The 18,403-nt window shown below is 60.7% G+C and carries 15 protein-coding genes; 6 read left to right on the forward strand and 9 right to left on the reverse strand.

Annotated features, from left to right (window positions below; translation table 11 throughout):
* The first annotated feature begins 33 nt into the window (after window positions 1-33).
* Window positions 34-492 (forward strand): ferritin-like domain-containing protein, encoded by a 459-nt coding sequence (locus tag HWY30_RS14130; RefSeq protein ID WP_018425186.1) that lies wholly within the window; start codon window positions 34-36, stop codon window positions 490-492.
* Here HWY30_RS14130 and HWY30_RS14135 read toward each other — a convergent pair.
* Window positions 489-1,553, reverse strand: coding sequence for a DMT family transporter (locus HWY30_RS14135; protein WP_425199380.1), 1,065 nt, complete (start codon window positions 1,551-1,553; stop codon window positions 489-491). The genes HWY30_RS14130 and HWY30_RS14135 overlap by 4 nt on opposite strands.
* Window positions 1,554-1,923: 370 nt before the next feature.
* Here HWY30_RS14135 and HWY30_RS14140 point away from each other — a divergent pair, with 370 nt between their 5' ends.
* The gene (locus HWY30_RS14140) at window positions 1,924-2,628 is read left to right on the forward strand and encodes a LuxR C-terminal-related transcriptional regulator (RefSeq protein ID WP_090809898.1); all 705 of its coding nucleotides are present in this window, start codon (window positions 1,924-1,926) and stop codon (window positions 2,626-2,628) included.
* Window positions 2,629-2,671: 43 nt separating this feature from the next.
* On the opposite strand, the gene HWY30_RS14145 is transcribed toward HWY30_RS14140, so the two are convergent.
* Entirely contained in the window at window positions 2,672-4,618 is a 1,947-nt protein-coding gene (locus tag HWY30_RS14145; RefSeq protein ID WP_090809900.1) for an ATP-binding response regulator, read from the reverse strand.
* 69 nt (window positions 4,619-4,687) lie between these two features.
* The gene (locus HWY30_RS14150; protein ID WP_176078892.1) at window positions 4,688-6,637 is read right to left on the reverse strand and encodes a hybrid sensor histidine kinase/response regulator; all 1,950 of its coding nucleotides are present in this window, start codon (window positions 6,635-6,637) and stop codon (window positions 4,688-4,690) included.
* Window positions 6,638-7,269: 632 nt separating this feature from the next.
* Between HWY30_RS14150 and HWY30_RS14155 the strand changes: the two genes are divergently transcribed.
* Window positions 7,270-7,623, forward strand: a complete 354-nt coding sequence (locus tag HWY30_RS14155; RefSeq protein ID WP_090809904.1) for a DUF4148 domain-containing protein — start codon at window positions 7,270-7,272, stop codon at window positions 7,621-7,623.
* Window positions 7,624-7,885: 262 nt separating this feature from the next.
* Here HWY30_RS14155 and HWY30_RS14160 read toward each other — a convergent pair whose 3' ends face one another.
* Window positions 7,886-8,719 carry an oxidoreductase gene (locus HWY30_RS14160; protein WP_090809906.1) on the reverse strand — a complete coding sequence of 278 codons (834 nt, stop codon included), beginning with the start codon at window positions 8,717-8,719 and terminating at the stop codon, window positions 7,886-7,888.
* A 154-nt stretch (window positions 8,720-8,873) separates the two neighbouring features.
* Here HWY30_RS14160 and HWY30_RS14165 point away from each other — a divergent pair, with 154 nt between their 5' ends.
* The gene (locus HWY30_RS14165; protein WP_244144907.1) at window positions 8,874-9,785 is read left to right on the forward strand and encodes an AraC family transcriptional regulator; all 912 of its coding nucleotides are present in this window, start codon (window positions 8,874-8,876) and stop codon (window positions 9,783-9,785) included.
* 161 nt (window positions 9,786-9,946) lie between these two features.
* On the opposite strand, the gene HWY30_RS14170 is transcribed toward HWY30_RS14165, so the two are convergent.
* From HWY30_RS14170 to HWY30_RS14190, 5 genes are all read right to left on the reverse strand, one after another.
* Complete coding sequence (locus tag HWY30_RS14170; protein WP_090809909.1) at window positions 9,947-10,234, reverse strand: hypothetical protein; 288 nt, start codon at window positions 10,232-10,234, stop codon at window positions 9,947-9,949.
* A gap of 228 nt (window positions 10,235-10,462) precedes the next feature.
* Complete coding sequence (locus tag HWY30_RS14175) at window positions 10,463-10,891, reverse strand: VOC family protein (RefSeq protein ID WP_090809911.1); 429 nt, start codon at window positions 10,889-10,891, stop codon at window positions 10,463-10,465.
* Window positions 10,892-11,141: 250 nt separating this feature from the next.
* Window positions 11,142-12,242, reverse strand: a complete 1,101-nt coding sequence (zapE, locus tag HWY30_RS14180) for a cell division protein ZapE (protein ID WP_090809913.1) — start codon at window positions 12,240-12,242, stop codon at window positions 11,142-11,144.
* Window positions 12,243-12,502: 260 nt separating this feature from the next.
* Window positions 12,503-14,338, reverse strand: coding sequence for a thiamine pyrophosphate-requiring protein (locus HWY30_RS14185; RefSeq protein WP_090809915.1), 1,836 nt, complete (start codon window positions 14,336-14,338; stop codon window positions 12,503-12,505).
* A 96-nt stretch (window positions 14,339-14,434) separates the two neighbouring features.
* Window positions 14,435-15,337, reverse strand: a complete 903-nt coding sequence (locus HWY30_RS14190; RefSeq protein ID WP_090809917.1) for a YihY/virulence factor BrkB family protein — start codon at window positions 15,335-15,337, stop codon at window positions 14,435-14,437.
* A gap of 159 nt (window positions 15,338-15,496) precedes the next feature.
* Here HWY30_RS14190 and HWY30_RS14195 point away from each other — a divergent pair, with 159 nt between their 5' ends.
* Complete coding sequence (locus HWY30_RS14195) at window positions 15,497-16,579, forward strand: ligase-associated DNA damage response exonuclease (RefSeq protein ID WP_090809919.1); 1,083 nt, start codon at window positions 15,497-15,499, stop codon at window positions 16,577-16,579.
* A 10-nt stretch (window positions 16,580-16,589) separates the two neighbouring features.
* Window positions 16,590-18,263, forward strand: a complete 1,674-nt coding sequence (locus tag HWY30_RS14200) for an ATP-dependent DNA ligase (protein ID WP_090809921.1) — start codon at window positions 16,590-16,592, stop codon at window positions 18,261-18,263.
* Window positions 18,264-18,403 lie beyond the last annotated feature (140 nt).

An 18,403-nucleotide genomic window follows, 5' to 3' on the forward strand; every position in this document is an offset into this window, starting at 1 on the left:
GACGCCTCGCCGCGCCATGAAAGGAGACTTCAAATGGCCGAGATCAATAAGGAAGACGTTGTTGCGGTGCTGAACCGGATTCTCGAATCCGAGTTGGCCGGCGTCGTCCGATATACGCACTATTCGTTCCTTGTTTTCGGATTCGGACGCATTCCGATCAGGTCGTGGTTGCGCGCGCAGGCCGATGAATCGTTGTTGCACGCACAGCAGGCCGGCGAATGGATCACGACTCTGGGTGCCTATCCGTCGCTTGCGATCGGTCCTCTGCTCGACTCGCACACCTTCGATATCTCTTCGATCCTCCGCGAGTCGTTGCAAGCCGAGAATCTTGCGTTGCAGTTGTATCGCGACCTGCTGGCGCTCGTCGAGGACCGCTCGGTTGCACTCGAGGAGTTCGCCCGTCAGATGATCCACGTCGAGGAGATGCACGCGGGCGAAGTCGACAAGATGCTGCGCCGCCCTGGGGAGATGACGACGTCGGAGGACAGCTAGTGCTGATGCCGATGATGGATATCGGGGAAATGCGCGTGCGAATGTGTAATGGGCAGATGCACGTGAAGGTGCGTGTGCGGCTCCTCACCAGCATAAGGAAACTCATGCGCGTGCTGATGGTGCTCGTCATGGCGATGCTGGTGCGCGTGTTCAAAAAACTCATGGCTGTGCTCATGCTCATGCCGCTCGCGCACATGTAGCCAGATACCCAGCGCCATCAGAGCGGCGGCAATCCAGAAAGACAGATTGGGTAGCGCGGGCCATATGATCAGCGAAAGCATGACACCGAAAAGCGGCGCAACGGAAAAGTACGCGCCTGTACGCGCCGTACCGAGATGGCGAAGTGCAACAACGAACAGCACGAGGCTGATGCCGTAACCGCCAAGCCCGGTCAGCATCGCTGCCGCCATGATTCCTGCTGACGGAAGCGAAGCGCCCGCCGCGATCGCAATGCCGAGATTCACGGGACCGGCCACCATCCCTTTGAGACACGCGATCACCATCGCGTCGTTCGCCGAGGCCTTGCGCGTCAGGTTGTTGTCGATTGCCCAGCACAGACACGCGCCGACGATCAGTAACGCACCCACGGGCACGCCTGACTGTCCCGGATGCCACGACAGAAGCACGCCGCCCGCAACGATCGCCACCATCCCGAGAAAAACCTGAATGTCGACATTTTCCTGGAAGACCACCCAGGCAATCACTGCGGTCAACACACCCTCAAGGTTGAGCAATAACGAACTCGTTGCCGCTGGTGTGGTGGACAGGCCCAGCATCAGCAATGCGGGGCCGGCGACGCCACCCATCGCTATCGCCCCGATCAGCCAAGGCAACTCGCCTTTGGTGATGCGGTGGTTCGCGGCGGACTGAAGCCCCCGCGATCGAAAGGCACGCCACGCGATGCCGACGCCAAGCCCCAGGCCGCTACCGAGATAAAACAGTCCTGCGAGCATGAAGGGGCTGACTGAGCCGAGCAGCGCCTTGGCCAACGGTGTCGCGGCGCCGAACAGCGCCGCGCCGATTAAGGCGGCGAATATCGCGCCGTATCCTGATCTCACCACTCCAACCTCCTGTCCGCAGCAGAAGGGGCAGTTTCCAAGGTACATCGGTCGTTCAACACCGCCTGGACGAAATGATAGGGGCATACGTCGACGCACTTCGCACGTGTTCGGAGCATCGAACTGTCGGCACGCCGCAGACATTTCGCCGCGAGGCTGTCCGTGCGCCACCACCACTCGCGAATCGCCTTCATGCCGGCGGCACGCGGCGCGAACATGGCACACCCTGTGCCCTAGAGATCGCGGGTCCGCAACACTCTGCAGTTCAAGGATCTGCGGCCTCGCTCGATATGCTAAGCTGTCAGGCAGTACTCTGCACAAACGTAGCGCACGATCGATGCTTTTCTCGGATGTATAAAGAGGAGAAGCGACCATGAAAATCCTATGGGTCGATGACCACGAAATTCTTTGCGTTGCTCTGTCCGAATATGTCCAAACACACGCGTCGGAGCTGAGCGCAGCCCCAATCGACATCACGCCCGTCTTTACGCTTGCCAGCGCGCTTGAAGAAGTCAACAAGACACCGCCCCCGGACCTGGTATTCCTGGATCTTAATCTGGATGGTGAGAATCGTGGCGCCGCGACACTTGAGCATTTTCAGGCCGGAAATCCATCCAATGTTCCCGTGGTCATCTGCACAGGACTTGCTCCTGGCAACGATCATGAAGTTGAAATTTTGCGAATGTGCATGCGTGACTACGCCGCTCGAGGAATCCTGTTGAAAGGAGGCGCGCACAAAAAAATGTTCATTGGACTGAGCAGGATCTTAGGAGGTGAACTCTGGATTCCGGAAGAAGTCTTGCTCCGCTTTGCCTGCTCGACACAAGCGCCCTCAGCTAGCCGGAATCAGCATCATCTTGGGCTTTCTCCGCGAGAGTGGGATTTGGCGCGTTGCATTGCACGTGGCCTTTCAGGTAAACAGATCGCAAGAGAACTTGGCGTCTCCGAGGGACATGTCAGACAGGTTTCTTGTGCTATTTACGACAAACTTCAAGTCAGAAACCGCGTTGAAGCTGCACTTCGAGTCAATGCCGAGCTTACCCTTGGAAGGGGGACAGCAGATACGCGACTGTCGTGAAGATCTCTGCTACACCGCTCTTCATGTTTCCCTGCCATCACTTTTAACCGCCTTCGGTGGACGTTTTTGGCTTATGTTCTGCAAGTGTGGTCAATAAGGTTCGTTCCGAAACCGGTTTCGACAAAAGCTTGATGCCACTGACGGCTACTTTTTTGAGCACAGCTGACGAGGTGTCGCCCGACCACAGGATCGCAGGGATCGAAGCGTCGGTAGCAGCGCGGACCGCCGTAATCGCCGCAATGCCGTTCTCGTTTTCCAGCCGGTAGTCGGAGAGGATGAAGTGCGGACCGCTTGCCAAAGCCTCAATGCGCAACTGCTCGATGACGTCGGATGACGATTCCCCCGCCACGACGTAGCAGCCATGCTCGATCAGGCGCATCGATATTTCGATTCTTAAGTCGCTGTTGTCCTCGATGATCGCCACGACCATATTGGTCAGGTCCGGGTCGCCGTCTTCAACCGTTTGAACCTCGCGCAACTCCGGCGGTATGAGTCCCATGAACGGGACCGTAACCGAAAAACGCGATCCACGTCCTGGTGTCGAGTCCACGTCCAGTTTGTGACCAAGAAGGCTCGCGAGCCCCTGGACAATGGACAGACCCAGGCCGAACCCTTTTTCACGATTCCTCTCGGGATTATCGACCTGTACATAGCTTTTGAAGATATCCGCCTGTCTACCTTCAGGGATACCGATCCCGTTGTCCCAGACGCTTATCTTTATGCCGCTGCCTCGCCTCTGGCAACTCACCAGAACATGTCCCTTCTTGCCTCCCCGCTCGGAAAACGTGTAACGGAGCCCATTGAGCACCATATTCCGGACGATCCTGTCCAACGCATGTCGATCCGTACGGACCAGATAGGGGCAACTATGGAGTCTTAACTTCAGCCCCTTTGCCTCAGCCAGCGGCTGCATATCCACGACTATGCCGCGCAAAAGGGAAGGCAGCGCCACCTCCTGAATTTCTACATTCCAGGTGCCGGACTCGAGGCGGCAGATATCCAGTGCCCCGTTAATCATCCCTTCCATCGCATCCACTTGCCTTTGCGCAATCGAGACGCCTTCGACCAGATCGGTCGATTTAACGCTCCGCTCGATGAAATTTAACTTCAGGCCGAGCGTGGTGAGCGGTTGACGCAGGTCATGGCTTATCGCAGCGATAAGCAGGTTCTTCTCCGCCGTTGCCGCTACAGCCTGAGATCGCGCCTCCTCGAGAATGATCTCTTTAACATATGCGCGCTTCTGAGCGTAAAAAATGAACCACGCGAGGAAACAATAGCCAATCAGTTGAGCCGTATAAAAGCCCAGCATTGCTGGCCGGTAAATAAATAGAGGTGGTCCCAAGCTAAATCCGAACGGGATAGCGCCGAGCACGAATGAACCTAAATTCGCACGAAGACTCGGTGCGAGCAGCAGCAAGGTAAATGTATGGCTGATTAGCGTGTACTCAAGGAAGCCAGAACTGGCCAATTTGACGTAGGGAGCATGGCCCGAGAAATCGGGTGGAGTTAGCCCAAAGCTACCTGCCGCCCACCAGAACGATGTCAGTGTGACGACTGCAGCCCACGTCCAGTGCATCTGCTCGACCGCGTCGACGCTGGCGTGCTTCGGGAGCGCCATGGTTTTTTTCAGCAAGTATGCTGCCATGGGAGTGGCTATCCCCCACAGTCCCAGGACCCAGACGACACGGAACCAACGGTAGCTATCCGACGTTTTGATCCACGATCCATATACGCACAACAGCGAGGCTCCGACCGACACTAGCACGGTCCAACATACCGCTCGACGGGACAGCGATTTCAATAACTCACGTTTGACATAGAGATTCTGCTCGGTACTGAGTGCCGCACGCGGTCCCAGAAAAGGATTCACAAGTTCAGCGAATACGCGGCGCTCGATTGTGTGAGCCGTTTCGCCCGCGCACAGTGATGTTCCGGCCCCGGGATTTTCGCCCGCGTCGGAATCACGTCGTGTTTGAATACGGGACGCCATAACAGGCCTCCGAGAATCAAGTGCAGCTACGCTCCGTTGCGCTAGCTTTGTGTTCCCCTGCCATCTCTTTCACCCGCCTTCGGTCAATGTTTTTGGCTTATGTTCTGCAAGTATGGTCAATAAGGTCTGGTTAGAATCCGGTCCCGACAAAAGCTTGATGCCACTGACGGCTACTTTTTTGAGCACAGCTGACGAGGGGTCGCCCGACCACAGGATCGCAGGGATCGAGGCGTCGGTAGCAGCGCGGACCGCCGTAATCGCCGCAATGCCGTTCTCGTTTTCCAGCCGGTAGTCGGAGAGGATGAAGTGCGGACCGCTTGCCAAAGCCTCAATGCGCAACTGCTCGATGACGTCGGATGACGATTCCCCCGCCACGACGTAGCAGCCATGCTCGATCAGGCGCATCGATATTTCGATTCTTAAGTCGCTGTTGTCCTCGATGATCGCCACGACCATATTGGTCAGGTCCGGGTCGCCGTCTTCAACCGTTTGAACCTCGCGCAACTCCGGCGGTATGAGTCCCATGAACGGGACCGTAACCGAAAAACGCGATCCACGTCCTGGTGTCGAGTCCACGTCCAGTTTGTGACCAAGAAGGCTCGCGAGCCCCTGGACAATGGACAGACCCAGGCCGAACCCTTTTTCACGATTCCTCTCGGGATTATCGACCTGTACATAGCTTTTGAAGATATCCGCCTGTCGACCTTCAGGGATACCGATCCCGTTGTCCCAGACGCTTATCTTTATGCGGCTGCCTCGCCTCTGGCAACTCACCAGAACATGTCCCTTCTTGCCTCCCCGCTCGGAAGGCGTGTAACGGACCGCATTGATCACCATATTCCGGACGATCCTGTCCAACGCATGTCGATCCGTACGGACCAGATAGGGGCGACTACGGAGTCTTAACTTCAGCCCCTTTGCCTCAGCCAGCGGCTGCATATCGACGACTATGCCGCGTAAAAGGGAAGGCAGCGCCACCTCCTGAATTTCTACATTCCAGGTGCCGGACTCGAGGCGGCAGATATCCAGTGCCCCGTTAATCATCCCTTCCATTGCATCCACTTGCCTTTGCGCAATCGAGACGTCTTCAACCAGATTGGTCGATTTAATGCCCCGCTCGATGAAATTTAACTTCAGGCCGAGCGTGGTGAGCGGTTGACGCAGGTCATGGCTTATTGCGGCGATAAATTGGTTCTTCTCCGCCGTTGCCGCTACAGCCTGAGATCGCGCCTCCTCGAGAACAACCTCTTTTACACATGTGCGTTGCTGATCGTTGCAAATGAACCATGCGACGACACAATAGCCAATTATTTGAGCCGTATACCAGTCAAACATTCCTGGCCGGTTAATAAAGAACAGTGGTGCCATGTTAAATCCGAATGGAATAGTGCCAATCACGAGTGCGCCTAAAGCCGCACGAAGACTGGGTGCGAGCAGCAGCAACGTGAATGCCTGGCAGATCATCGTCAGTTCCAGAAAGCCATACCGGCCGAATCTAAAGTAATAACCATGGAGGACCACGAATTTGGGTGGGATGAGCCCAAAGCTGGCCGCCGCCCACCAGAAAGATGTCAGCATGACCAATGCAGCCCATGCCCAGTGCATCTGCTCGACCGCGTTGACGCTGGCGTGCTTCGGGAGCGTCATGGTCTTTTTCAGCAAGTATGCTGCCAAAGGAGCGGCTATCCCCCACAGTCCCAGGATCCAGACGACACGGAACAAGGGATAAATATCCGATGTTTCGATCCACGATCCAGATACGAACCAGAACGGGCTTCCGACTAGCAGTAGCGCGATCCAATATACCGATCGGCGGGACAGCGATTGCAATAACTCGCGTTTGACGAGGAGATTCTGCTCAGCACTGAGTGCTGCAACCGGTCCCACAAACAGATTCATAAATTCAGCGAATCTGCGGCGCTCGATTGTGTGAGCCGTTTCGCCCGCGCACAGTGATGTTCTGGCCCCGGGCTTTTCGCCCGCGTCGGAATCACGCGGTGTTCGAGTACAGGACGCCATAACAGGCCTCCGGGCATCAGGTGCAGCTACACGCCATTGTGCTAGCGGTCCGCCAGCAAGTCGATGGACAAGTGTTCTGTTTTTTGCCGAACAAAAGTTCGTGATCCACGCAGGTGGTCCCTACCGGAGATTTGTGCCCGCTGCCGAGCGTTGGGCGGAAGACCGTCAAAGCTACTGAACGAGGGTAAGTATGAGGCTGATCTCTCGCGCTGCGCAGTACCAGTAACTCGCGGTTGTCCCGATCAAGCACGGTTCGCCAATTGCGATATTGGGTGCTCGCTCCGTGTGTGCCGCGTCGAACTGCATCCGTAACCAGGCGTGCGCCGTACGCTCAAGAAATCACTCTAACGAATAATCGTAAAGCGACGCCGAACATTTATTCTCCCGAAAAGGAACTTTTAATGCCGAACATCAAATTACCGACGTAACTACAACTGACACGATTACACGGCGCAATAATGCAACATAATTCGATACAAGGAGGGCGTCAATCACCGCACAATGGCCCGCGTTCTTCTCTTGTCGAATGCCCCCCATATCAACCACAACTTCCAGTTTGTCTGCAGAACTGGCTGCAGTGTGCTATTCGGTTTCCCGATTGTTAAGTTAGCCATGAATCAAGGAGCTCCACGATGAAAACCCTTGCATGCCTTGTCCTCGCCAGCTGTGCGCTTGCCAGCCCAGTCGTCAGCTTCGCTCAGAGCACCGCGCCCGTCACCCGTGCGCAGGTGCGCGCGGATCTGATCCGTCTCGAGCAGGCCGGCTATCACATGGGCGACGGCGACCATACGAAGTATCCCGAGCAAATTCAGGCTGCTGAAGCGAAGATCGCTGCACAGGACAGCCAGCAGGCGGGCAACAGTGACGTTGGCGGTACGACGACCAACGGCACCGCAGCTTCCGGCAGTGTCGAGCATGTGTCGACGCCCTCGCCATCGTCGTGCGTCGGCCCCGCAAGTTATTGCAACCTTTTCTTCGGCAATTGACCGCAGATGGCTCGCCCGACACCGCCCCGACGATCCGGGTAACGTGCCTGGATCGTCGGGGGGCGTCCTCACCGGTGGCGTCCGAATCTTCGGACCCTGCGCATCGAATTCCAGGTGAAATGATGAACCCGCGGGCGATACATCGTCGGCCACATGGTGTTGACCTCGCTGCCAACGGACTTTCAGATCGGGCAAGCATCGCTTCGTTCGCACCCGACGCGGCGGGATACGGTTCTCGACAGCTTCTCAGCCTCGGCGCTCATCAGCCGTCCGTCGAAACGGTGGTAGCCTCCCACGCATCGATTTCCACGTTCAATGCCGACAACTTGTCTCGTACGAGCCCGAGTGCGTCGCTACCGAGCAAAAGACGCGTGGGCGGATGATCCCCTGCCATGGCGGCCAGCATTGCGCGCGCCGCTTTGCTGGGATCTCCCAACTGCTTGCCGCTTTTTTCCTCGCGGGCCTGGCGAATAGGATTGAAAATATCGTCGTAATCCGAAATCGAGCGGGGGGTCCGCGTCATCGAGCGACCTGCCCAGTCAGTGCGAAATGAGCCCGGCGCCACGGCCGTCACCGCAATACCGAAGGGCTTGACCTCTTTGCCAAGCGCCTCGGAGATGCCCTCCAACGCAAACTTACTCCCGCAGTAATAAGCGATTCCCGGCATCGTGATGTAGCCGCCCATCGATGTGATATTCAGAATGTGGCCGCGGCGGCGCTCACGCATGAACGGCAGGACGGCCTTCATCATGGCGACCGCACCAAATACATTCACATCGAACTGTCGGCGCATATCCGAGAGCGGCGATTCCTCCATGATGCCCTCGTGGCCGTAGCCGGCATTGTTGACCAGCACATCGATTGGTCCGACGCCAGCCTCGATTTCCGCCACGACGCCGTCGATCGCGTCGAAGTCGGTCACGTCGAGCACGCGTCCCCAGGCGGCATTCGCGGATACGGACTCGAATTCACGCTTTGCCTGGGCACTTCTCACCGTACCGACGACCTTGTGACCCACCGCCAGCGCTTCCTGTGCGAGCGCGCGGCCAAAGCCGCTGCTGACGCCGGTGATGAGCAGAGTTTTGCTGGTTGCCATTGAAGCTTCTCCCGAATGTCGATTGGAGAGTGCATGCTAATCTGACCAGCGAGGCAAATTAAGCCGAATTCCGCTGATTTTCTTGCATAAAACTATGAACACGATACGCGCTTTGGCCCAGCATCCAGCTCTATCCTCTCGAAGCCAGAAACGCATGATTGTCCTGCTACGCGCGTTGGCGCCCGACGAGGGCTACAACCTGACGGCACTGCCGAGCGTCCGCATCTTGCGGTCGAACCGGGCGCTATCGCGCACGCCCGTTCTGTACGATCCCGGTATCGTGATCGTCTGCCAGGGCCGCAAGCGAGGTTATTTCGGCGACCAGCTCTACCTGTACGACGAGCGTCACTACCTGGCCGTGTCCGTGCCGGTGCCGTTCAGCATGGAGACCGACGCAACCGAGGAGCGCCCACTGCTCGCGCTGTATCTGCACCTCGATTTCGCATTGGCCGCCGAACTTGCGGAGCGGATCGACCGCGAAGGCGTGGGGGAGTGCGCACCAGCACCTCAAAGCATGATGTCGACGCCGATGGATGACGCAATGCAAGCGTCCGTGCTGCGCTTCCTCGAGGCGATGCATCGGCCACTCGAATCTGCTGTGTTGGGCGCCGGGCTGCTGCGTGAACTGTATTTCCGGGTGCTCACCGGAGCCCAGGGAGGCTCGTTGCGCGAGGCTTTGGCGATGCGAGGACAGTTCGGACAGATAGGCCGCTCACTCCGCCTGATTCATGCAAGCTATGCGCAGCCCCTCGACGTAAGGCAACTGGCCGACGAGGCGGGTATGAGCATTCCGAGTTTCCACAGCCACTTCAAGGCAATTACGCAGGTGTCGCCGATGCAATATGTGAAGTCGACGCGCCTTCATCAGGCTCGCCTGTTAATGGTGCGCGAGGAACTAACCGCGGAGGCGGCGGGACACGCTGTGGGTTATGCGAGCCCGTCCCAGTTCAGCAGGGAATTCAGGCGTCTGTTTGGCTTGACGCCTGCCGCAGAGGCTAAGCGTATGCGCGAGAGCTTCGCGATCCCGGCAGTATTCGCTGATACGGCTTATGTCTCGTCGCACTGAATTTGCCGCGGTTCGGTTCGATCGGCCAGTCACACCAACTTTTTTCTACCGTCGCGATCTGTGTTGCCAGTCGCGGCTATTCGGTCACGCTACGCCCGACGAAATTGAACCGCCTGGTCGCTTTGCGCTCATTTGCGCCCGGTTGCCAGCCTTGATTGCTGTCATTGGCCGGCTGGCGACTTTGTGGTTGGGGTCGCCAGCGAGTTGTTAACCCCGTAAGCGGGGGGGCGGGACGTCGAGCTACTGTTCGCGCTATTCGGCTGGCCCGAGGTCGGCGACCCGGCGCCGCTGTCCGTGTTGGTGGCACCAGGCGTGCCGTAGCCACTCGTTGCAGCGGCCGGCGACTGTGTGGTCGGAGTCGCCAGCGTGTTGTTGCTTTGTGCATATACGCCGCCCGACAGCGTGAGTGCGGCGACGGCCGCGATCAATGTGCTGCTTGCCTTGTTCATGACACGCTTCTCCTTGGTTGGACTGCGATTTCCACGCAAACGATGCTTTCGTACCGTTTCCGTCGCGGTCCCGTAATGCCAAGTTTAGGAAAGCGGCGGCTGATAGTTACGCGCATTATTCACAATGGTGAATATCGATTTTCGGCGCTAACCGGGTAACCTGACGCGCGCTGGTCCCCAATCTGAGGCTATCAGTCACCGCGCGCAAGACGGCCACTGCGGCCGCCATTATTTCTCTTCCCGCATCCACGGCGTAAACGTGATTCCGACCAGCAATCCTTCCGGCCCGATGAAGCGACTGACCGTCTGGCCCCACGGCTCATTCCGGTTCCTGACCAGCATCCGATACCCTTGCGCTTCAAGTTCCGCCGTTGCCGCCTGGACGTCGTCGACATCAAACTCGATCCAGGCTTGCGGAATGGGTACGTCGCGAGGCCACGAATCCGTGCCGAAGCACGACTGGGAGGCGTGGGAGAGCGGCCACAAGGCGAAAGAGTTTGCGCCGTTCAGACCCTCCGTATGGAGATAGCCGCCGTTCTCTTCCTTGAAGGGGATACCGAAGGCCCGACCGTAGAGATCGCGGCTTGCCTGGGCTTCAATCACAATCGGGCCAAAACCTGCGATGAACAAGGCCGTGGCTTTTGGGATCTTTTCCATGGCTTCTCCTTTGCCGCGAAAGAGCGGCGCGATGAAGAACGAACATGTTCGCCCACGCCCATCGAACTGATCTGGCGGCGAGTTTGCCGGTACCGCGGGGCATGGCATGGTTGAGTGTAGGCTTGTTTCGGGTGGCCGGCGATGCATCGCCGGGCGCCGTGGCGCGTGCGTCGACGCGAAACGGCGTTGGCACGCTTTACCGTCGCTTTGCAAGAATTGCAGAAATGCGCGCGAGTGCGATGCCCGGCCATCAAGCCTTGGCGTTGATGCCGTCTTGCGCGTTCTCCTCGCCGCCTCGTTCAAGCGCGCTGCGATATGCGCGCGACTGCATCTCGGCAAGCCGGCTCAGCGTACGCGACAGATCATGCGCGCCTTCGAGACCGATCAACGCGGTCTCCATCGGCCGATCGGAGGCGATGAAGAGCGCACGCTTGCGGTCGTAGAAGATGTCGATCAGCCAGACGAGTCGCTGCAGCGTATGCGGCTGCCTCAGCGCTTCCGTATGCAGACGATCGACGATCAAGCCTTGCCATTGCTCGGCGAGATCGAGGTAGTCGAAGTGCGAGCGGCTTGCGACGCACAACTGCTCGAAGTCCGCCCACAGCAGCGCGCGGCCGGCTGCCCGCGCTTCGAGCGGCCGGCCCGCCGCGCTCAGCCTGACCGGCTCGATCGCAGCGTCGCGTTCATGGCTCGTGAAGATATCGCGCAACGCGGCCTCGCTCGATGCGTCGAGCGGCGCGAAAAAGCGCGGCACCTCGGCCGCTTCGCCGCCGAAGCGGTAATCGCGCACGCCGTCGAAATGGATCACCGTGAAGCCGCGTTTGATCTGCGCGATGGTCGGCAGAAAGCGCTCGTGAAACTCGGGGTCGGGCAACAGATCGTCCGGTGCGTAGTTCGACGTCAGCACGATACGCGTGCCCAGCTTGATCGCGGTGTCGAGAAAGCGGCCCATCAGGAACGCGTCGGCGATATCGTGCACATGGAATTCGTCGAAGCACAGCAGCTCGATACCGTCGAGCCATTGCCGCGACACGTCGCCGAGCCGGTCGTCGCCGCGCGGCGCGTGCACGAGCCGGCGGTTCATCTCGCGCAGGAACTCGTGGAAATGCAGGCGCCGTTTGCGGCATGGCGCAAGCTCGAACAGCGTATCGACGACGAGGCTCTTACCGCGGCCCGGCAGTCCGTGACAGTAGACGCCTTGCGGCCCGAACGCGGCGGTGGACCATGCCTGCCGCGCGCGCTGCTGCGCGCCGACCAACCCGACGAGCGCGCCGATGGCCTCGCGCTGCCGTGCATCGGCAGAGATGCCGCGCGCGGTCAGTGCGCGCGCGATGCGGGTTTCGTCAAGCATCGGCAAGAGCGTCCATGCCTGATGACGCGAATGACGAGAATGACGCGAGTGACGCGAATGATGCGACTTGCGCGAATGACGCAGTGTGGGCCGCCGCGAAAACGGCGAGGACGTGTGTGAGCATGAGATAACGGCCGACGTGATGGCCTGCGGCGAAGCAGACCCAATGAGCGCGTGCACGGTGCGCGCGCCATTTTACCAGCCACGTTCTGCGTCGAACGTTGGCGCGCACACGCGTCGTCGAGCCGCTACCGCGTCATTCACTTGTCGTGATGCCCCGGCAGCACGGCACCGAGCACCTGCTTCGCCGTTTCGACCACCACGTTGCCCTGATCGGGGTCGCCCTTCATCAACGTCTCGGCGAACGCTTTGGCCTGCGCGAGCGTGACGTGCGGCGGCAGCGGCGGCACGTTCGGATCGGCCTTCACCTCGATCACGACCGGACGATTCGACGCGAGCGCGTCGTCCCAGGCGGTGGCCATCTGATCGGGATTGTCGACATAGATGCCCTTCAGACCGATCAGCTCCGCGAAGCGGTGATACGGCACGGACGGAATGCTCTGCGAGGCCTCGAACTTCGGATCGCCTTCCATCACGCGCTGCTCCCATGTGACCTGATTCAGGTCGCCATTGTTGAGCACCATGCAGATCCAGCGCGGATCGCTCCAGCCTTGCCAGTACTTCGCGACCGTGATCAGCTCGGCCATGTTGTTCATCTGCATCGCGCCGTCACCGACGAGCGCAATCACGGGCCGCTCGGGGTACGCGAACTTCGCGGCGATTGCATAGGGCACGGCCGCGCCCATCGACGCGAGCCCGCCCGACAGCGAGCACATCATGCCGCGCTGCACTTGCAGATCGCGTGCGTACCAGTTCGCGACCGAGCCCGAATCGCTGGTGACGATCGCGTTCGAGGGAATGCGCTTCGACAGCTCCCATACCGAGAGCTGCGGATTCAGGCCATCTTTCGCGGGTTCGTGCGCGCGTTTCTCCAGCGTCTTCCACCAGTCGGACACCCAGCCTTCGATGCGCTCGCGCCACAGCCGATCCTTCTTTTCCTCGAGCAGCGGCAGCAGCGCGCGCAGCGTCTCGGCGCTATCGCCGACGAGGTTCACTTCCATCGGATAACGCAGGCTCAGCATGTCGGCCTTGATGTCGATCTGCACGCCGCGCGCGTCGCCTTCCTTCGGCAGAAATTCCGAGTAGGGGAAGCCCGAGCCGATCATCAGCAAGGTATCGCAATGGGTCATCATGTCGTAGCTCGGCTTCGTGCCGAGCAGGCCGATCGAACCGGTCACCCACGGCAGATCGTCGGGCAGCGCGGCCTTGCCGAGCAGCGCCTTGGCGACGCCGGCGCCGAGTTTCTCGGCGATCGCGATCACTTCGTCGGTCGCGTGCAGCGCGCCCGCGCCGACCAGGATCGCGACCTTGCGGCCCGCGTTCAGCACGTCGGCGGCCTGGCGCAACTGCTCATCGCTCGGCACGACGCGCGGGCGCGCGTAACCGATGCCCGAATGCAGCGTGCCGTGCTTGCGCCCCGGCGGCTCGTAGGGGATGTCCTGCAGATCGTTCGGCAGTATCAGCGCCGTGACCGCGCGCTCGGCGAGCGCGATGCGCACCGCGCGATCGACCAGGTGGCGGACCTGCGCGGGCATCGTCGCAAAGCCGACGAACGAGCCGGCCACGTCCTTGAACATCGCGGGCAGATCGAGCTCCTGCTGATAGTGTCCGCCGATCGCCGCGCGCGCCTGCTGACCGGTAATCGCCAGCACCGGCATGTGATCCATGCGCGCGTCGTACAGCCCCGTCAGCAGATGCGATGCGCCCGGCCCCGAGGTGGCGATGCACACGCCCAACTCGCCGGTGAATTTCGCATGCGCGGAGGCCATGAACGCGGCCATTTCTTCGTGACGGACCTGAATGAATTCGATCGGGCCCGGCTGATCCGTGCTTTTGTGGCGTTTCTTCGCTTCGCTCTGCGCGCGGTTCAACGCGCCGAACACGCCGTTGATGCCATCGCCCGGATAGCCGTAGATACGCCGCACGCCCCATGCATGCAGCCGCCCGATGATGAAATCGCCGACGGTTTCAGCCATGATCCTCGCTCCTCGATAGCCAGTCGATGCCGCCCTCCGAAATGGGCGGCCGTCGTCGGTATCGGCGAGCAAGGGTTGTTCCTTGCGAATGGCTTGCTACCCGGTCTTGATCCTCGGCTGCGGCGCGTCGAGCGGTTCGTGGCCGAAGCGCTCGTATTGCGATATCACCTGCGCGCCGAACAGCAGCAGTGTCGCGAGCCATTCGAAGCTGAGCAGGATCACGATCGCCATCGTCAACGAGCCATAGACGACGCTGACCTGCGACAGCGTGGCGAAATACCAGACCAGCACGTGCCGCGTGATCTCCCACAACGCGCCGGCCACCACGCCGCCGATCAGCGCGTGTTTGAGCGACGGCCGTCCCACCGGCATCACCAGATACACCGAGGTCAGCACGAAGATTTCGCCGGCGAGCCCGAACAGATACAGCATCACTCGCGAGAAGCCCTGCAACGATACGTGCAGGCCGAACAGTCTGAGTCCTTCGGCGCCGATCGTGTCGAGCGCGCTCGACACGAACGTGACGATCAGCAGTCCCACGCCAAGAAACAGGATGTAGCAGTACGGCAGCAGCGCCGAGATCAGGAAGTGGCGCCGCTTCACGACGACCCGATGCACGAAGATCAGCGACATCGCGTTTTCGAGCACGGTGAACGCGAGCGAGCTGAAGAAGATCATCGTCAGCAGCAGCACCCAGCCGATTACCGCGCGATGCAGCAGGAAGTTCGACAGCTCACGCACGAGCGCGGCCGACTGCCCGGGCACGAGCCAGCGCAGCAGATGCGCAAGCGCGTCGAGCACCAGTTGCTGCGGCACCACGCGCGACAACACGATGACGATCAGGATCAACAGCGGCACGATGGACAGCAACGCGTAGTACGCGACCGCGCCCGCGAGCAGCAGCCCCTGGTTCGCGCGAAACGCTTTCAGCGTTTGCAGCAGGAAGCGCCAGGGATGTCTGGCGATATACAGCGCTTGCTGGTCGAGCAGGATCGGCATGAGGCCTCGCGGTGCGCGCCGGGCACTGCCGGATGGCAGCCGCTCTCGACACGCCTGTGTGCTTTATATACCGTAAGCAGAAACGGAGCCATCAATGGCGCGGCATATAGTTTGCTTGGCCGCGTTCGCAAGATCGCGTTCCCTTGCCGAGGACAGCCGATGGATCAGCCGCCGCGTCAGACCGACACCGCGCCGCAAGCCAACGATCTGGTGATCGCGCGGCCGGAGGGACTGTATTGCCCGCCCGGCGATTTTTACATCGATCCGTGGCGGCCGGTCGAACGCGCGGTGATCACCCATGCGCATTCCGACCACGCGCGTTTCGGTCATCAGCGCTACCTGGCCGCGCGCGCGGGCGCGAGCGTGCTGCTATCGCGGCTGCCCGGCATCGCGCTGCACACGCTCGACTACGGCGAGCCGCTGACGATTGGCGCGGCGCGCGTGTCGCTGCATCCGGCCGGGCACGTGCTCGGCTCGGCGCAGGTGCGGATCGAATACGCGGGCCGCGTGTGGGTGGCGTCGGGCGACTACAAGCTCGAAGCCGATCCGACCTGCGCCGCGTTCGAACCGGTGCGCTGCGATACGTTCATCACCGAATCGACGTTCGGTCTGCCGATCTATCGCTGGGATACGCCGCAAAGCGTGTTCGATTCGATCGATTCATGGTGGCGTCACAACGCCTCCGAAGGGCGCGCGTCGGTGCTGTTCTGCTATTCATTCGGCAAGGCGCAACGCGTGCTCGCGAGTGTCGATGCGGCGATCGGGCCGATCTTCTGCCACGGCGCGCTCGAGCCGCTCAATCGCGCGTATCGCGACGCGGGCGTGCGTCTGCCGGCGCTCGGTCTGGTCGGCGAGATTGCAGCGAAAGACAAGGGCGTATTCAAACAGGCGCTGATCGTCGCGCCGCCGTCCGCGCAGAACAGCGCGTGGCTCAAGCGCTTCGGCGACTACAGCGATGCGTTCGCGTCGGGCTGGATGCGCCTGCGCGGCGCGCGTCGCCGGCGCGGCGTCGATCGTGGCTTCGTGCTGTCGGATCACGCGGACTGGCCGGGTTTGCAAACGGCGATACGCGAGAGCGGCGCCTCCCGCGTGATCGTCACGCATGGCTCGATCGAACCGATGGTGCGCTGGCTCAACGAGCAGGGCCTGCACGCCAGCGCGTTCGAAACGCAATACGGCGACGATACCGTCGAAGCCGACGCGGCCGGCGCCGACGAAGCGCCGGCGACGAGCGAATCATGACGGGCACCGTATGAAACGCTTCGCGGCTCTCTACACCGCGCTCGATGCGACCACGTCGACGCACGACAAGCTCGCGGCGCTGACGAGTTATTTCTCGGTGGCCGACCCCGAAGACGCGGCATGGGCGTCGTATTTCCTCGCGGGCGGCAAGCCGCGTCAACTCGTGCCGACGCGTTTGCTGACCGAAATCGCGCGCGAGCGCGCCGGCTTGCCCGAGTGGCTGTTCGAGGAGTCGTATCACGCGGTGGGCGATCTGGCCGAGACCATCGCGCATATCCTGCCGCCCGCGTCGCGCAACTCCGAGCTGGGTCTCACGCAATGGATCGAGCAACGCATGCTGCCGCTGCGCGGCCTGCCGCCCGACGAGTTGCGCAGGCGTCTGCTCGGCTACTGGGACGAACTCGACTGGGGCGGTCGTTTCCTGCTGACCAAGCTGATCGGCGGCGGCTTTCGTGTCGGCGTCGCGCGGCAACTGGTGGTGCGTGCGCTCGCCGAAATGGCCGGCGTCGATCACAAGCGGATTGCGCAACGAATGGTCGGCTGGACCGATTCGCAACAGAAGCCCGATGCGGCGCGCTATCTGCGTCTGATCGCGCCGCAGACCGACGACGATCCGCAAGCGCACGCGCCTGAACACGATAGCGACCTCGGCCTGCCGTATCCGTTCTTTCTCGCGCATCCCTTGCAGACCGATCCGGCGACGCTCGGCGATCCCGCGCACTGGCTGATCGAGTGGAAGTGGGACGGCATACGCGCGCAACTCGTCAAACGCGGCGGCCGCGTGTGGTTGTGGTCGCGCGGCGAGGATCTGATTACCGATCGTTTTCCCGAAGTCGCGGCATTGGGCGAGTCATTACCCGATGGCTACGTGATCGATGGCGAGATTCTCGCGTGGGAGCCCGGCGCGGCAGCGCCATTGCCGTTCGCGCGGCTGCAACCGCGCATCGCGCGCAAGACGCTGACGCGCAAGATACTCGCGGATTCGCCCGCCGCGCTGCTCGCATACGACCTGCTCGAAGCAAACGGACGGGACCAGCGCATGAACCCGCTCGCTGAACGGCGTGCACGCCTCGATGCGCTGGCCAGCTCCGTCGATGGCACGCTCGCGCGTGGTCTGCTGCGCGTATCGCCGCTCGTCCTTGCAGCGGACTGGACCGCGCTCGCGGCGTTGCGCGACGAGAGCCGCGCGCGCGGCGTCGAAGGCTTGATGCTCAAGGAGCGCGAGTCGATGTACGGCGTCGGTCGTACCAAGGCGTCGGGCACGTGGTGGAAATGGAAGATCGAGCCTTATGCGGTGGACGCTGTACTTGTTTACGCGCAGCGCGGTCATGGCCGTCGCGCGAGTCTTTACACGGACTACACGTTCGCGGTGTGGGACGAGGCCGACGGCGTGCGCATGTTGGTGCCGTTCGCGAAGGCCTATTCAGGGCTCACGGATGAAGAGATGCGTCGGGTCGATGCGATCGTGCGCAAGACCACCGTCGATAAATTCGGCCCCGTGCGCAGCGTGACGCCGACGCTCGTGTTCGAGATCGGCTTCGAAGGGATACAAGCGAGTTCGCGTCACAAGTCCGGCGTGGCCGTGCGTTTTCCGCGCATGCTGCGCTGGCGCACGGACAAACACATCGACGACGCAGATACGCTCGCGATGCTGAAAGGGTTTATCGATAATCGTGCGGGATAACCCGCAGAGCACAAACCCCTAACATGTCGAGCATTTTTTTATCGGCATCGTCGCTTATTCTTTTGATAAGACCGCGTCATCGATTCGCGCCATCAGTGCGCAAGCGGCATGCATTGCGTGGCCCCCCAATCCGTTGAAAT

Origin of the sequence: Paraburkholderia tuberum STM678, assembly GCF_902833905.1 — a bacterium.
Classification (GTDB): domain Bacteria; phylum Pseudomonadota; class Gammaproteobacteria; order Burkholderiales; family Burkholderiaceae; genus Paraburkholderia; species Paraburkholderia tuberum.

Coding starts and splice junctions, on each gene's coding strand:
- HWY30_RS14200 (WP_090809921.1), top strand. CDS start 16,590: ATGAAACGCTTCGCGGCTCTCTACACCGCGCTCGATGCGACCACGTCG.
- HWY30_RS14145 (WP_090809900.1), bottom strand. CDS start 4,618: ATGGCGTCCCGTATTCAAACACGACGTGATTCCGACGCGGGCGAAAAT.
- HWY30_RS14150 (WP_176078892.1), bottom strand. CDS start 6,637: ATGGCGTCCTGTACTCGAACACCGCGTGATTCCGACGCGGGCGAAAAG.
- HWY30_RS14130 (WP_018425186.1), top strand. CDS start 34: ATGGCCGAGATCAATAAGGAAGACGTTGTTGCGGTGCTGAACCGGATT.
- zapE (WP_090809913.1), bottom strand. CDS start 12,242: ATGCTTGACGAAACCCGCATCGCGCGCGCACTGACCGCGCGCGGCATC.
- HWY30_RS14175 (WP_090809911.1), bottom strand. CDS start 10,891: ATGGAAAAGATCCCAAAAGCCACGGCCTTGTTCATCGCAGGTTTTGGC.
- HWY30_RS14160 (WP_090809906.1), bottom strand. CDS start 8,719: ATGGCAACCAGCAAAACTCTGCTCATCACCGGCGTCAGCAGCGGCTTT.
- HWY30_RS14190 (WP_090809917.1), bottom strand. CDS start 15,337: ATGCCGATCCTGCTCGACCAGCAAGCGCTGTATATCGCCAGACATCCC.
- HWY30_RS14165 (WP_244144907.1), top strand. CDS start 8,874: ATGATTGTCCTGCTACGCGCGTTGGCGCCCGACGAGGGCTACAACCTG.
- HWY30_RS14140 (WP_090809898.1), top strand. CDS start 1,924: ATGAAAATCCTATGGGTCGATGACCACGAAATTCTTTGCGTTGCTCTG.
- HWY30_RS14195 (WP_090809919.1), top strand. CDS start 15,497: ATGGATCAGCCGCCGCGTCAGACCGACACCGCGCCGCAAGCCAACGAT.
- HWY30_RS14185 (WP_090809915.1), bottom strand. CDS start 14,338: ATGGCTGAAACCGTCGGCGATTTCATCATCGGGCGGCTGCATGCATGG.
- HWY30_RS14155 (WP_090809904.1), top strand. CDS start 7,270: ATGAAAACCCTTGCATGCCTTGTCCTCGCCAGCTGTGCGCTTGCCAGC.
- HWY30_RS14170 (WP_090809909.1), bottom strand. CDS start 10,234: ATGAACAAGGCAAGCAGCACATTGATCGCGGCCGTCGCCGCACTCACG.